We start from the raw sequence: 13,769 nt of genomic DNA on the forward strand, positions 1-13,769 counted from the left end.
CCGATCCCCGCACCGACTACAAGGAGCCGCTCGACCGCGACCGGATGATCGCGCAGTACGACGGGGACATCGCCTACGGAGACCGGGAGTTCGGGCGGTTCGTTCAGGGGCTCCGGGCCCGCGGCCTCTACGAAAGGGCCCTCGTCGTCTTCCTGGGCGACCACGGAGAGGAGTTCCTGGACCACGGCCAGTGGCTCCACGGACGGAGCGTGTTCGACGAGCTCGTCCACATCCCGCTCGTCGTGAAGTTTCCCGGCCGGGGCAACGCCGGCCGACGCGTGGCCCAGCAGGTGCGGGAGGTGGACATCCTGCCCACCGTTCTCGAGAACCAGGGCCTGCCCGTGCCCGCTCCTCCCCTGATCGCGGGCCGGCCCCTGCAGCGGGTGCTCGAGGGCACGGCCTCCCCCACCCCCGCCGTTTCGGAGATCTCCCACCGCGGGTTCGTGGCTCACGGCATCCGCACGGAGGCGGACAAGTACATCCGCCGCTTCAGCCCCGTGGAGGATGAGCTCTACTTCGACCTCGTCCACGATCCCAAGGAGACGAAGAGCATCCTGGCCTCGGCCCCGGAGCGCGTGCGCTTTCTCAAGGCGGGCGTGGAGGCGGTCATGGCCCCCAACCCCTTCCGCTACACCTTGAAGATCGCGGGAGCCGGCGAGTACGGGATCGGCCTCAAGACGGGGGGCTGGATCGAGGGAGTGGAGGCCACCGGTCTCGGTGCGGGGGAGCGCTACCAGATCCAGGAAAACGGGCGGCGGCTGGAGCTGCGCGTGCGGCCGCGGCCGGGGCGACCCCGCGAGGTCGTCTTCACCGCGCGCCCCATGGGCGCGCCCGTCTGGCTGGAGGGAACCCGCGACGGCCGCGCGCTGAGGCCTCGCGACGTGGCCATCGGCCGGTCCGCGGCCCCCGCGGACGCCCTTCCCCTGCGGTTTCCCGAGATCGAGTCCGCGGGCGGGCGGGAGCATTTCCAAGACCTCTTTGCTCCTCCGTCAAGCGACTCCCCTGGCATCCAAATCTGGCTCTCCCTGCCCCCCGGCCGCACGCTCATGGAGTTCAGCAAAGAGAGGCAAGAGCAGCTGAAGGCCTTGGGATACCTGGGGCCGGGGTAGACGGCGGCCCGTGCTAGCATCCCTCTTGGTGGATGACGCCCTCCAGGCCGCGGTGGCCCTCTTCAACAACGGCCGCTTCAGCGAGTTCCAGGATGCTCTCGAGGCCGTAGCGGGCGCCACCCGGTCCCCTTCCGAGCGGCAGTTCTACACGAACCTCTCCCACCTGGCCGAAGCCCTGCACCAGCTCGGCAACGGCGACCTCGCGGACGCGGAGGCCATGTTCAGCCCCGCCCTGCGCAAGCTCGATGAGTTCGTCCCCCGCTACCGGGGCCTCAACATCGACGCCCTGCGCGAGGACTGCCGCCGCGTCCTCACCGAACTGCGCGACGTCAGGGCGGGGCGCAAGCCGGAGTTCGACCCCTCCCGCCTTCCCCGGCTCCGAGCCCTGCCCGGGTGAAGGGTGCCCGGCTCGTCGTCTTCGATCTGGACGGCACGCTCGTGGACTCCAGCCGGGACCTCGCCACCGCCACCAACGCCGCCCTGGCCACGGTGGCCCCGGGGATGCCGCCCCTGTCCCTCGAAGTGGTGCGCTCCTTCGTCGGCGAGGGGGCGGGGGCCCTCATCACACGCAGCCTGGCCCAGGCCGGCATCCGCAGGAGGGCGGAGGAGGTCTTGCCCACCTTCCTCGACCGCTACCGCCGCTGTTTGCTCGACACCACGCGGCTCTACCCGGGGGTTGTGGAGACCCTTGACCGTCTCGGTGACCGCATCCTCGCTGTCCTCAGCAACAAGCCGGGGGACATGAGCCGGGCCATCCTGGCCGGCTTGGGGGTGGCCGATCGCTTTGCCCGGATCTACGGCGGCGGCGATTTCCCGGGGCGCAAGCCCGATCCCGCGGGCCTGCTCCTCCTCCTGGACGACCTCGGGGTAAGGCCGGAAGAGGCGGTGCTGGTGGGCGATTCCGCGGTGGATGTCCGAACGGGCCGGGCCGCGGGCGTGCCCACGGTGGGCGTGACCTACGGCCTGAACCCCGAGAGCCTTCGGGAGGCGCCCCCCGACGTCACCCTCTCGGACATCCGAGACCTCCCCCTTCTCTTGGCCGGAGCCTGACCGCGGGAGCGGGCAAGTCTCCCGACCCCCCGCCGCCGCGGGGTCGTGCGTTGTGCTACCCTTAGCCCCACGCGTCTGGCCCAAAGCAGCGGCCCCGGGAGACGAGAGGGCAATGTCGAGCATTCTGATCTGGGGCAAAACGCGGGATGTCGTGATGGGTGACCTTCCTCCGGGGATGTCGGCCCAGGAGGTCGACAGCCTGTCCGAGCTCCAATCCTGTCTGGACGGCAAGGCCCCCACCCTCATTCTGGCCGACCCCGCGTCCCTGGAGGCCGAGGGCGCCGCCCTCAACGAATGGCTCAAGGCCGGCCGGGGCCATCAGGCGGTGCTGGTCGCGGTCACGGACTTCGGAGAGGGCGACGAGGTCCTCCGCCGCTTCCCGTTCCTGGACGACATCCTGGTTCGGCCCGTGACGGGGGCTCGCTTGCGGCTGCGCCTGGAGCGCGCCTTCGATACCATCCACGGTCGGCGGGTCATCCGTCAGCTGGAAGGCGCCCTCACCCGCAAGGGCGAGGAGCTACACGACCTGAACCGCATCGGGGTAGCCCTCTCCGCGGAGCGCGACATCAAGAAGCTCCTGGAGCTGATCCTCTTGAAGAGCCGGGAGATCACGAACGCGGATGCGGGCAGCCTCTACCTGGTGGAGCGGGGCAAGGACCATGAGTCCAACGAGGACGCGCGGCTCCGCTTCAAGCTCAGCCAGAACGACTCCGTGGTGGTCCCGTTCGAAGAACAGACCATGCCCTTGAACGAGACCTCCATCGCGGGCTACGTGGCCCTGAGCGGCCGCGACGTGAACGTGGCCAACGCCTACCAACTTCCCGCCGGCTTCCCCTTCAAGATCAGCCGCTCCTTCGACGAGAAATCCGGCTACCGGACGCGCTCCATGCTGGTCGTCCCCATGCGCGACCACGAGCACCGGGTGATCGGCGTGGTCCAGCTCATCAACAAGAAGCGGGACCCCAAGATGGTGCTGCGCCCGGTGTCGGTGGTGGAAGAGGCGGTCATCCCCTTCACCTCCGTGGACGAGGAGCTGGTCAGCTCTCTGACCAGCCAGGCCGCGGTGGCCTTCGAGAACACGCTCCTCATCCAGGACATCCGCAACCTTTTCAACTCCTTCGTGGAAGCCTCCGTGACCGCTATCGAGTCCCGCGACCCCACCACCTCCGGCCATTCGAAGCGGGTGGCGACCTTGACCGTGGGCCTGGCCGAACAGGCGGACTCGGTGGTGACGGGCCCCTTCCGGGAACTCCGCTTCACCCGGGACCAGCTCCAGGAGATCCGGTACGCGAGCCTCCTGCACGACTTCGGCAAGGTCGGCGTGCGCGAGAAGGTGCTCATCAAGGGGAAGAAACTCTACGTCGGCGAGATGCTGGTCATCCGCCAGCGCTTCGGCTACATCAAGCGCACGCTGGAGGCGGAGCACGTCCGGGCCAAGCTGGAGCAAGTGCTGGCCGGCCGGTCCTCTCCCCAGCTGCTGGCGGAGATGGACGCTACCCACGAGGAACGCCAAAACGAGGTCGATTCCATCCTGCGCATGGTGATGCAGGCCAACGAGCCCTCCATCCTGGAGGAGGACAGCGTGCGGGCCCTGCTCGACCTCCCCAACCGCACCTTCCGGGACGCGGAAGGGAACCGCCAGCCCTTCCTGACCCCCAACGAGGTGTCGGCCCTGTCCATCCGCCGGGGCAGCCTCTCCGAGAAGGAGCGGCGGGAGATCGAGAGCCACGTCACCCACACCTTCCGCTTCCTCTCCGAGATTCCGTGGACGGGGGACTTCCGCCGCGTCCCCGAGATCGCCTACGCCCACCACGAGAAGCTGGACGGCACGGGCTACCCCCGCCGGCTCACCGCCAAAGACATCCCCGTGCAGTCCAAGATGATGACGATCTCCGACATCTACGACGCCCTCGTGGCCTGGGACCGGCCCTACAAGAAATCGGTCCCCGTGGAGCGGGCCCTCGACATCCTCAAGGAGGAGGCGGGCCAGGGGAAGCTGGACCACGACCTCCTCGGCCTGTTCATCGAGGCCAAGGTCTACGAGAGGACGCTGCCCCGCGCGGGGGCGGAGGCGGAGCTGGCCAGATAAGCCGCTTCCCCGGGTACCAATGCCCCCCCTCATCATCGCCCACCGCGGCGACTCTGCCCATCGTCCCGAGAACACCCTGGCCGCCTTCGCGAGCGCGCTCGAGGCGGGGGTGGACCTCGTGGAATGCGACGTCCAGCTCACCCGGGACGGCCAGGTGGTCGTGATCCACGACCCCTCCCTGGATCGCACCACCGGCGGCCAGGGCCGCGTGGCCGACCTGACCCTGGCCGAGATCCGCGCTGTCTCCGCGGGCTACCCCCAGCGCTTCGGCCGCGCCTACGCCGGGGAGCGGGTGCCGACCCTGGCCGAGACCCTCGGCCTCTTGCGCGGCCGGGGCCGGATCATGGTCGAGATCAAGGGGGATTCGGTAAGGGAGGCGGAGGCCGACGGCATCGAGGCCCGCGCCATCAACGAGGTGCGGAAGGCCCAGATGGCCAGGGACGTGGCCTTCCTGTCCTTCGATCGGCGGGCCCTCCTCCGCTGCCGGAAGCTGGCCCCGGAAATGCCGCGGGGCCATCTCTTCTCACGGGGCTCCGCGGAGGAGATGGTCTTGGGGGCCCGGGAGGCGGGCTGCGACATCGTCATGCCGGAGAAGGGGCTTCTCACCCCCGAGGTCCGGGACCTTGTGCGGGGCGCGGCCTTGAAGCTCGCCACCTGGGTGGTGGACGAGCCGGAGGAACTGCGCGCCCTCGCCCGCTTCGACCTCTACGGCCTGGCCTCCAACCGCCCCGCGGCCCTCCTGGAGGCGCTGGCGGACGGGATCGCGGGCTAGGCGCTCAGCCGGAATTCGCGCCGCGCCCCTGCCGAGGGTCACCGCCCCACCCCCGGCCAGCTCCGGAGGGGAGTCGTGGAGAGAACCCGGTGCATGCCCGCCTCGGCAAACCGTCCAAAAGCGGCGTCCGCCGGCTCCGTGAAGTCCACCACCCCCGGCACCACCACCGGCGACGTGCAGTCCTCCAGCAGGTAGACCCTGCCCGCCCGCCCCGGATCGCGGGCCTGGATCTGGGTGAGCAGGTCCTCCACGGTCCAGGCCAGGCAGTGGCTCTTGGCCTGGCCGGCGAAGATCAGCACGTCGAAGGACTGCAGCGCCTTCAGGAGAGAGGTGTTCTCGGCCGCGATAGCCACCCCCTCGTGGTCCTCCATGACCTCGGGCCGAAGGACGGAGTAGTGCTCGGTCAAGGGGTTGTTGCCCTTGATCTCGAAGCGGGTGGGGCTCGCGCGGGCCACGGAATGGAAGAAGACCGCCTCTTCCACGGAGGAGACGAGGGCGTGGCCGATCCCACCCACCATGGCGTGGTAGGGCCAGACGGTCAGCGGGTACTTGCCCCCCGCCTTCAGCTGCCCCGCGTAGTGCCGAGCGTAGGCCTCGAGGTCGAAGCCGGGCCTGGGGGCCACCGCGGCCAGGATCTTCGGATTGACCCTCCAGACTCCCGCCTCCACGTCCTCCCGGGAGACGACGGTGTGGGGAGGGGGATGCTCGCCGGCCTCGCTCACCCAGAAGACGGGGTGGAAGATCTGGATGGCGCTGTGGGTGTCGAGGGTGGCCACGATCTGGGTGATGGCGCCCAAGTTGGTGTAGATGAACCGGCACAGGCGGGCGTTGTCGTCCACCGCCCCCGTCCCGGAGCGCCCGGCCACGAAGAGCTCGAACCCCGGCAGGCAGAACGTGTTTTGCACGTCCACGAGCACGAGGCAGACGCGGGGGGAATCGGAGGTTGCGGGCCCGATCCCCTGCTCGGCGGCCCAGGCTTCAGCCTGCCCAGACCTCTCCAGGTAGGGAACGCGAAAGAGCCGGGCCGCGTCCGCGGGATCGAAGTGAGGGGGAAGAGGCCAGCCCACCCCTAGAGGTCGGGCCCGGCCGGCCTTGCCGCTTCCCCTTCCCGACGCCTCCACCATCCCACTCTAACCCCGTCCCAAATGAAGTTGGGGGTTCTTCAGACCTTCAGGGGATGGATCACGAGGCCCGAAGGAAGCTTGGGGTGGAAGAACGTGCTCTTGGCGGGCATGGACTCCCCGGCCTCGGCCACGTTCACGATCTGCTCGACGGGCGTGCCCCGCAGGAGCACGGCCAGGCGGCAGGCTCCCTTCCCCAGGGCCTCCTCGGCCTCGGCCAGGGAGTGCACGTAGCTGACCGCGCGCGGGGGGATGGAGAGCAGCGTCCCCAGCACAACCTGGTGCAGGAGGTAGGCGTCGAGGACGCGCAGTGAAGGCGGGGTTTCCTGGGGGAGACGCGATTCGATCTCCCCTTGCCCTTCCGCCACCAAGGCGCCCTTCCCCGGCTCCGCGAGGGCGAAGGCGTAGGGCTTTGTGGACGCGGCCACCGCCCGCGCCGCGGCCGCGGCGTCCGCCACCCGGCTCAGGGAGAAGAGACCGGACAGGGCCCGCCCCGCCTCCTCGAGCGTCGGGCCCTCGGCCAGGATCCGGTGGTAGGGCAGGACCACGAGACCGGGCGCGCCCAGGGGAGTGAAGTAGCCAAACGTCCAGGCGCCCTCCGGCCCCACCTCATCGCGATAGCGCAGGGCAGTGGCGTACCGGTGGTGGCCATCCGCGATGTAGGCCCGGACCCCCCCCAGGAGCTCGCGGAAGACGGCGATGGTGGCCGCCCCCGTCACGCTCCAGAGCCGATGGCCCACACCGCCGTCGTCCACGTAGTGGACGAGGGGGGGGGCGGCAATCGCGTTCGCCACTTCGAGGCCGAAGCGGCTCTGCGGGTCCGGGAACATGAGGAAGATGGGGCTGAAGTTGGCCCGGGTCGCGCGCAGCAGCCGGTAGCGGTCTTCCTTGGCCGCGGTGCGGGTCTGCTCGTGGGGCAGCACGCTCCCCCGGGCCGGATCCTCGGCGAGGAAACGAGCGAGGAGGCCGTAGCGACGGAGCGTCCGTCCCTCCCAGGGGAAGCTCTGCTCGAGCACGTAGAGGCCGGGCACTTCGTCCGGGGTCAGAAGCCCTTCCGCCCGCCAGCGTCCAAACGTCTCCCCCGCCTCCGCGTAGGCGGCCTCGCCCGCCGCGCGGTTCAAGATCAGCCGGACGATGTTGCGAGGATCGCGCGCGTAGAGCTCCGCCTGGTAAGAGGGAGGGATGACGTCATAGGGCGGGGCCAGAACCCGGCTCAGGTCCGCCTGGGGCACGCGGTAGCGGAGGCCGGCGAAGGGCTGGATCTCGGGCAAGGCTCATGTCCTCTCAGAAAGTCGTCAGCTCAGACCGCGCTCGTGTAATCCACCTTGTAGATGAGCCGGGCCATGCCCAGGCGTACGTCGTCGCCCGTCTTCAGGAGTGCGGTCTCCACCCGTTTGCCGTTCACCCAGCAGCCGTTGCGGCTCTGGAGGTCCACGATCGCGAAGCCGTCGGGCGAGCGGTCGATGCGGGCATGAAAGGACGAGGCCTTGGGGTCGGTGATCACGATGTCATTGTTCCGGTGGCGACCGAGGGTGTAGCTGTCCTTTATGAGGGGGAAGGAGGTCTCGACCCCGTCTTTGACCTGGACCAGCCGGCTCACCGTGAGCCGAGTAGCGTTGGCCAGGTAGCGGGCCGCCTGCTTGCTCACGATCTCCTTGGTGTCGTCCTCCTCGACCTTCCGCGCGGGCACGCCCGAGCTGAACTCTACGGAGGGACCGACCACGGCGGGGGGCGGGCCGCCGTCGATCCACTTCTGCGTCCCTCCCCCCTCCACCACGGGAATGGGGGGGGCGAGCACGGGTGCCGGCTCGGGGCGCGGGGGGCCGAGGGCGAGGAAGCGGGCGGCCCGGAGGTGCTGGAGGATCTGGAGGGTGGCCATCTCGTCGGGGTTGCCCACGAGGTGGCAGACCTCGCCCACGCTCCGGCGCCCGTCCACCAGGAAGAGGACCCGCCACTCGTCGGGAAGGAGGTTGACGCTCTGCTTCACGCGCTCGGGGTTGACGAGAGCCTCCACAACCATCTCGCGGTCCGGGAAGGCCGCGGCCATCCGGTCGAGGTCGTTACCGCGCCGCACGCCCTCCATGATGAGGTTCTGAAGGTCCATCTCCAGGGTGACGGCCGTGGCCGGGGGCGGGGTCTTGTCGTAGAAGGTGAACGTCCCCTCCCGCCAGGAAAAGGTGTGGAAGATCACCTCCGAGACCTGGATCTTGAGGAACGAGGCCAGCGCTTCCTCGGTCAGGATCTTCTCCGAGAGCAGGATCTGGCCGATGCGGGCCCCCGCCCGCTGCTTTTGCATCACCCGCTCCACCGTCTGGGCGCTCAACTTGCCAAGGCGCACGAGCGTGTTGCCGAAGCGAAGATCCTCCGCGGTGGAGGTGGCGAAGACCGCCTTGCCCTCGCGGAAAAAGAGCTTCGTCTCCTGCTCGGGCCGCTCCAGGACGAGGACGCCGGTGCGTCCGCCCAGGCCAATGAAGGTCAGAAGGTCGGGGACCTCGAATGCAGCCAGGTTCCCTTCGAGGGTCTTCTCCATAGGGGCGCGGGGTTGGTCGGATTGTAGCACGCGGTCACGGACCGCCTGTGGTACACTGAAAGGGTCTCGCCGCACGGGGCCGTAGCTCTGTCCATCCCTGGCACACCTCCTCGGTCCCGAGGAGGCCAAGGTTGAGCACCTTCAAAGAATTGATCCGTCAGGTCAAGTCCGAGATCCGCGAGGTCTCGGTCGAAGAGGCGCGGGCCCTCGCGGGGGCGGGGGCGGCGGTCCTGGACGTCCGGGAGGCGGACGAGTGGTCGCAGGGCCACCTGCCGGGGGCGATCTTCATCCCCCGCGGGTTCCTTGAGTTGAGGGTCGAGGAAAAGGTCCCCGACAAGTCCCGCGAGGTCGTGGTCTATTGCGCGGGAGGCACGCGCAGCGCGCTCGGGGCCAAGACCCTGGAGCAGCTCGGCTACTCCCGGGTCGCCTCCATGGCCGGCGGATTCACCCGCTGGAAGGAGGCGGGGCTGCCCGTCACGGTGCCCAAGACCCTGAGCGCCGAGCAAAAGAACCGATACAGCCGCCACCTCCTGGTCCCCGAGGTGGGCGAGGCCGGGCAGACGAAGCTGCTCGCCTCCTCCGTCCTGCTGGTGGGGGCGGGGGGCCTGGGCTCCCCCGCCGGGCTCTACCTGGCCGCGGCCGGCGTGGGGACGATCGGGATCGTGGACTCCGACGTCGTGGACCTGACCAACCTCCAGCGCCAGGTCCTCCACACCACGGCCAGCGTGGGCCGGCCCAAGACGGAGTCGGCGGAGGCCACGATCCGCGCCCTGAACCCGGATGTGAAGGTGGTCCGCCACGACCTCCGCCTCGAGGCCAGCAACGTCCTGGAGGTGATGGCGCCCTACGACGTCATCGTGGACGGCTGCGACAACTTCTCCACCAAGTACCTCGTGAACGACGCCGCCGTCCTCACCGGCAAGACCAACGTCTACGGCAGCATCTTCCGCTTCGACGGCCAGGTCTCGACCTTCGTCCCCCGGCAGGGACCCTGCTACCGCTGCCTCTACCCCGAGCCCACCCCCGCGGGGCTGGCCCCCTCCTGCGACGAGGCGGGGGTTTTGGGCGTGCTTCCCGGAGTGGTGGGCTTGATCCAAGCCACGGAGGCCATCAAGGTCATTCTCGGCAAGGGCGAGCTGCTCAGGGGCCGGCTTCTCGCCTACGACGCGCTCGCCATGACCTTCCGGCAGTTCAAGGTGCGCCGCGATCCCCGCTGCGCGGTGTGCGGCGAGGAGCCGACCATCCGCGAGCTCCAGGATCTCGAGTGGTCCTGCCACTTCGAGCCGCGGGGGGAGGCCGTGGCCCGGCCATGACCGTCGCCGCCTCCTCGCCCGCCCGCGTTCTGGGCTCGATCGCGCGCGCCATCGGGAACACGCCTCTCCTTCGCCTGCGCTTCCCCGGGGTGCCCCCGGGCGTGGAGCTATGGGCCAAGTGCGAGTGGTTCAACCCCGGCGGCTCGGTGAAGGACCGCACCGCGCTCTCCCTGGTGAGCGAGGGCGAGCGGACGGGGGCCCTACGCCGGGGGCAGACCATCATCGACTCCTCCTCCGGCAACACCGCGGTCGGCCTCGCTCTCGTGGGGCGGGCCCGGGGCTACCCGGTGGAGTTGGTCATGCCGGAGAGCGCCACCGAGGACCGCAAGCGGCTCTGCCGCGCCTACGGAGCGGAGCTCATCTTCACCCCCGCCTTTTCCGGCTCCGACGGCGCGCTCCTCAAGGTGCGGGAGATGGTGGCCGCGAATCCCGACCGCTACTTCTACGCCGACCAGTACCGCAACCCCGCCAACCCCCTGGCCCACTACCAGACCACGGGCCCGGAGATCTGGGAGCAGACGGAGGGGCGGATCACGCACTTCGTGGCCGGGTTGGGCACCACCGGAACCGTGGTCGGGACGGGCCGCTTCCTGCACGAGCGCAACCCGCGGGTGCGGGTGGTGGCGGTCCAGCCCGACGAGCCCTTGCACGGGCTGGAGGGCCTGAAGCACCTCCCCAGCGCGATCGTGCCTGAGGTCTACGACCCCCGGGTCCCCGACGAGTCGCTCGTGGTATCCACCGAGGACGGCCTCGCCGGTTGCGCGGAGGTCCTCCGCTCGGACGGCATCCTGGTCGGGCATTCGGCGGGGGCCGCGCTCTGGGCCGCGCGGACGGTGGCCCGCACCCAGGGCCAGGGAGTGGTGGTGGCCCTCCTCTGCGACGGCGGCGAGCGCTATCTGGCGGAGCGTCCTTGAGGATCCGCCGGCCCCAGCTGACCGCCATGCTCGAGCATGCGCGCCATGGCTACCCGTTCGAGGTGTGCGGGGTGCTCCTGGGCGAGGGGTCGAGGGTGGCGGCCATCGTCCCCGTGGTCAACCGCGAGACCGAGTCCCCGCGGGTCCGCTACCAGATCGCCCCCGAGGACCTTATTCGTATCCAGCGGGAGGGGCGCGAGCGGGGGGAGGAGATCCTCGGCTACTACCACAGCCACCCCGATCATCCCGCGCGACCCTCCGAGACCGACCGCCGCATTGCCGCCCAGGGCCTTTCCGACGGCGTGATCCACGTGGTGGTGGGCGTGGAGGGGGGTGAACGCGCCACCCCCAGCGCCTGGGTCTTTCGCGACGCCACCCAGGCTTTCGAGGAAGAAGCATTCGAAGTCCAGTAGACAAGGAAGGAAAACATGGCCATCCGCGTGCAGATCCCGTCCCCCCTGCGCTCCCTCACGGGGGGAGCGGAAGAGGTGGAGGTGGAGGCCGCCGACATCGCCGGTCTGATCGAGAGCCTGGAGAGCCGCCACCGGGGGCTGAAGGACCGCCTCTGCGACCCCTCGGGGAATCTCCGCGCCTACGTCCGCCTCTTCCTCAACGATGAAGACGTGCGCTTCCTGGGCGAGCTCGCCGCCCCCCTGAAGGCGGGCGACACCGTGGCCATCGTCCCCGCCATAGCGGGGGGACGCGGCCCTAGTCCCAAGGCGGGCTGAGGCAGGCAGGAGGGAGGCTCAGCGGGCGTCGCGGGGGAGCCGGCGACCGCCCCGGGTAGCGGCCCTCCTCACCGCCCCGCGGGGGGGGCCGACCCAGAGGAGGGCGACGGCCAAGATGAGGGCCGCGATCTCCCAGGGCGCGAGCCAGGTTCCCTCCAGAAAGCCTCGGTTCCAGGCCATGACGCCGAGCCCGAGGAGGGCCAGGGCAGGCAGGAGCGACAGGAGCGAGAGCCAGGCCCGGCCCGCCCCCGCCAGCAGGTTCGGGAGCAGCAGGATCCAGAGCACCGGCAACGGCTGCCGCCAGAAGAGCACGCCGCAAAGCGCGGCCTGCAGGAGCCGGCAGGGCAGGACGAAGCCGCCCGCAGACACGGCCCGCAGGAGCCCGGGCAGCAGGGACAGCGCTCCCAGGACCATGAGCGTCCTCGCCCCCACCACCCGGCCAAAAGCCGCGAACCACACGCTCTCCGCGGCGGGACCGCGGGGGGCGCGGCCGAGGGCTTCGATCACACCCAGCACGCCCGCCCCCATCCGCGCCAGGGCCTCGGCGTCCAGCTTGTCGGCCGTGTCCCCGGCCTGGTGGTAGTAGGGGTAATAGGCGGAGAACGAGGAATCGGACACGAACACCGCGGGCAGGCCGGCCTGGAGGAAAGACAGGTCGTCGCCGTAGTGGTGGGGGGCGCGAAAGGCCCGGACCGTGGGCTGGTAGAGCCAGGAAAGGCGCGGGTCGCCCAGGGGGAGAGGCGTGCCGCCCTCCCGGGCCCCCTCCTGGACCGCCCTCACCAGCCAGGCGGGAGCGATCACCGGACTTCCCGGCCGGAGGGGATCCGGGTAGGCGATGGCGTGGAGGACGGGGCTACCACCCTTCCACCCACACATCTCGATCACGAAGGCCGCCACCAGGTCGCGGCCCGTGCTCCCCAGAGCGCGGATGAAGGCCCGGGAGCCAGGGGCGGGGGTGCGACCCGGGGACCCCGCCTCCTCGCCGTCGAACGACACGAATACCATCGTTCGCGAGCGTGGGCGGGGGGCCAGCGCCCGCGCAGCCTCGATGAGCAGCCCCACTCCGCCCCCGTCGTCGTAGGCCCCGGGGGCCTCGGGGGCGGTGTCGTGGTGGGCGGCGATCACGAGGAACTCCGACCCCGGCGCGCGGAGCACGCCCACCACGTTGGCCCCGCGCGTGCCCTGGCTCTCGAAATCCTCGAGACGCACCTCGCCCAACCCCGCCTCCCGGAACTCCGCCGCCACGTACTCCGCGGCCGCATGGTTTCGCGACGACCCCCAAGGATGGGGGCCGAGGGCGGCCAGGGCGGCGGCGTGGCGTAGAGCGGCCTCCCCGCTCAACGAGGAGGCCAGAAGCAGGGAGGGAAGGAGGGCAGCCATGGGACTGGCGATTATAGGGTCGGAACCGGGGAGGGGCGGGGTCGGGGCTCGGGACCGTGTGCTAGACTTCCTGCCCGTGGCCCGAGAGGTGGGGGTCGGTCTAGCAGCGCTTCTGACGGCCCTGAGCCTGGCCTCCGTGGCCCGGGCGGGCACGGTCCGGGGCCAGGTTGAGCTCCTCGAGAAGGGGGGCCGCAAGGCCAGCGACCTCTCCGAGGTCGTGGTCTACGTCGACGGCGTCCGGGCGCCCCCCCGTTCGGCGCACCCCACCACCACCATAGCCATGAAGGGGAAGAACTTCATCCCCCGGGTGGTCGTGGTCCCGGTGGGGGGCACGGTGGAATTCCCCAACCAGGATTCGGTCTTCCACAATGTCTTCTCGCTCTCGGGCGAGAACCGCTTCGACCTCGACCTCTACAAGCGCCCGAAGAGCGGCTCCTGGACCTTCCAACACCCCGGCCTCGTCCGGATCTACTGCAACATCCACCCCCAGATGAGCGCGGTGGTCCTCGTCCGCGACAACCCCTACTTCACCCGGCCCGGGCCAGACGGCGCCTTCGTCATCGAGGAGGTGCCCGCGGGCCAGTACACCCTGCGGGCCTGGCACGAGCGGGCGGGCGACGTCGCGCTGGAGCTCACGGTGCCCGCCCAGGGCGAGGTCACGGGCCGGATCACCCTCGACGGATCCAAGTACAAGCGGGAGGCGCACAAGAACAAATTCGGCCAGGACTACCCCGCCCCCAGCCACGAGACGTACTGAGCGAGG

14 protein-coding genes are annotated in these 13,769 nt (G+C 70.2%); 10 read left to right on the forward strand and 4 right to left on the reverse strand.

All coding sequences use genetic code 11. The features are described 5' to 3' along the window. From VN461_21105 to VN461_21125, 5 genes are all read left to right on the forward strand, one after another. Nucleotides 1–1,109, forward strand: a 1,109-nt coding sequence (locus VN461_21105; protein ID HXB57276.1) for a sulfatase-like hydrolase/transferase, incomplete at its 5' end; no start/stop codon positions are given. Between the two features lie 10 nt (nucleotides 1,110–1,119). Further along, nucleotides 1,120–1,506 (forward strand): DUF309 domain-containing protein, encoded by a 387-nt coding sequence (locus VN461_21110; GenBank protein HXB57277.1) that lies wholly within the window; start codon nucleotides 1,120–1,122, stop codon nucleotides 1,504–1,506. Then, complete coding sequence (locus VN461_21115) at nucleotides 1,503–2,159, forward strand: HAD-IA family hydrolase (protein HXB57278.1); 657 nt, start codon at nucleotides 1,503–1,505, stop codon at nucleotides 2,157–2,159. Before VN461_21110 ends, VN461_21115 begins: the two co-directional genes overlap by 4 nt. A gap of 112 nt (nucleotides 2,160–2,271) precedes the next feature. After that, on the forward strand, nucleotides 2,272–4,248 hold the full coding sequence (locus VN461_21120; GenBank protein ID HXB57279.1) for an HD domain-containing phosphohydrolase: 1,977 nt from the start codon (nucleotides 2,272–2,274) through the stop codon (nucleotides 4,246–4,248). A gap of 19 nt (nucleotides 4,249–4,267) precedes the next feature. Further along, nucleotides 4,268–5,020 (forward strand): glycerophosphodiester phosphodiesterase family protein, encoded by a 753-nt coding sequence (locus VN461_21125; GenBank protein ID HXB57280.1) that lies wholly within the window; start codon nucleotides 4,268–4,270, stop codon nucleotides 5,018–5,020. A gap of 38 nt (nucleotides 5,021–5,058) precedes the next feature. Here the strand turns inward: VN461_21125 and VN461_21130 are convergent, their stop codons facing one another. Genes VN461_21130 through VN461_21140 form a run of 3 tightly spaced genes read right to left on the reverse strand, consistent with a single transcriptional unit; the run spans nucleotide 5,059 to nucleotide 8,671 of the window. Further along, nucleotides 5,059–6,144 carry an isochorismatase gene (locus tag VN461_21130; GenBank protein HXB57281.1) on the reverse strand — a complete coding sequence of 362 codons (1,086 nt, stop codon included), beginning with the start codon at nucleotides 6,142–6,144 and terminating at the stop codon, nucleotides 5,059–5,061. Nucleotides 6,145–6,182: 38 nt separating this feature from the next. Further along, a complete protein-coding gene (locus VN461_21135; GenBank protein ID HXB57282.1) occupies nucleotides 6,183–7,412 on the reverse strand; it encodes a DUF1015 domain-containing protein in 1,230 nt (409 codons plus the stop codon). A 29-nt stretch (nucleotides 7,413–7,441) separates the two neighbouring features. Further along, nucleotides 7,442–8,671 (reverse strand): DUF4388 domain-containing protein, encoded by a 1,230-nt coding sequence (locus tag VN461_21140; protein HXB57283.1) that lies wholly within the window; start codon nucleotides 8,669–8,671, stop codon nucleotides 7,442–7,444. A gap of 131 nt (nucleotides 8,672–8,802) precedes the next feature. Here VN461_21140 and moeB point away from each other — a divergent pair, with 131 nt between their 5' ends. The 4 genes from moeB to VN461_21160 are packed head-to-tail and all read left to right on the forward strand — an operon-like array spanning nucleotide 8,803 to nucleotide 11,626. Continuing rightward, the gene (gene moeB / locus VN461_21145) at nucleotides 8,803–9,984 is read left to right on the forward strand and encodes a molybdopterin-synthase adenylyltransferase MoeB (GenBank protein HXB57284.1); all 1,182 of its coding nucleotides are present in this window, start codon (nucleotides 8,803–8,805) and stop codon (nucleotides 9,982–9,984) included. Beyond that, on the forward strand, nucleotides 9,981–10,898 hold the full coding sequence (locus VN461_21150) for a cysteine synthase family protein (GenBank protein ID HXB57285.1): 918 nt from the start codon (nucleotides 9,981–9,983) through the stop codon (nucleotides 10,896–10,898). The genes moeB and VN461_21150 overlap by 4 nt, the downstream gene beginning before the upstream one ends. After that, nucleotides 10,895–11,311, forward strand: coding sequence for a M67 family metallopeptidase (locus VN461_21155; protein HXB57286.1), 417 nt, complete (start codon nucleotides 10,895–10,897; stop codon nucleotides 11,309–11,311). Before VN461_21150 ends, VN461_21155 begins: the two co-directional genes overlap by 4 nt. A 15-nt stretch (nucleotides 11,312–11,326) precedes the next feature. Then, the gene (locus VN461_21160; protein ID HXB57287.1) at nucleotides 11,327–11,626 is read left to right on the forward strand and encodes a MoaD/ThiS family protein; all 300 of its coding nucleotides are present in this window, start codon (nucleotides 11,327–11,329) and stop codon (nucleotides 11,624–11,626) included. 18 nt (nucleotides 11,627–11,644) lie between these two features. Here the strand turns inward: VN461_21160 and VN461_21165 are convergent, their stop codons facing one another. Continuing rightward, a complete protein-coding gene (locus VN461_21165) occupies nucleotides 11,645–13,006 on the reverse strand; it encodes a M28 family peptidase (GenBank protein ID HXB57288.1) in 1,362 nt (453 codons plus the stop codon). Between VN461_21165 and VN461_21170 the strand changes: the two genes are divergently transcribed. After that, nucleotides 13,005–13,763 carry a methylamine utilization protein gene (locus VN461_21170; GenBank protein ID HXB57289.1) on the forward strand — a complete coding sequence of 253 codons (759 nt, stop codon included), beginning with the start codon at nucleotides 13,005–13,007 and terminating at the stop codon, nucleotides 13,761–13,763. The two genes, VN461_21165 and VN461_21170, sit on opposite strands and share 2 nt — an antisense overlap. The last annotated feature ends 6 nt before the right edge of the window (nucleotides 13,764–13,769 follow it).

This window comes from Vicinamibacteria bacterium (assembly GCA_035570235.1).
In the GTDB taxonomy this organism is placed as follows: domain Bacteria; phylum Acidobacteriota; class Vicinamibacteria; order Fen-336; family Fen-336; genus DATMML01.

What these genes read in the sequence shown, in the direction of transcription:
- VN461_21120 (HXB57279.1), top strand. Translation starts at nt 2,272, where the DNA reads ATGTCGAGCATTCTGATCTGGGGCAAAACGCGGGATGTCGTGATGGGT.
- VN461_21125 (HXB57280.1), top strand. Translation starts at nt 4,268, where the DNA reads ATGCCCCCCCTCATCATCGCCCACCGCGGCGACTCTGCCCATCGTCCC.
- VN461_21130 (HXB57281.1), bottom strand. Translation starts at nt 6,144, where the DNA reads ATGGTGGAGGCGTCGGGAAGGGGAAGCGGCAAGGCCGGCCGGGCCCGA.
- VN461_21140 (HXB57283.1), bottom strand. Translation starts at nt 8,671, where the DNA reads ATGGAGAAGACCCTCGAAGGGAACCTGGCTGCATTCGAGGTCCCCGAC.
- VN461_21150 (HXB57285.1), top strand. Translation starts at nt 9,981, where the DNA reads ATGACCGTCGCCGCCTCCTCGCCCGCCCGCGTTCTGGGCTCGATCGCG.
- VN461_21160 (HXB57287.1), top strand. Translation starts at nt 11,327, where the DNA reads ATGGCCATCCGCGTGCAGATCCCGTCCCCCCTGCGCTCCCTCACGGGG.
- VN461_21170 (HXB57289.1), top strand. Translation starts at nt 13,005, where the DNA reads ATGGGACTGGCGATTATAGGGTCGGAACCGGGGAGGGGCGGGGTCGGG.
- VN461_21165 (HXB57288.1), bottom strand. Translation starts at nt 13,006, where the DNA reads ATGGCTGCCCTCCTTCCCTCCCTGCTTCTGGCCTCCTCGTTGAGCGGG.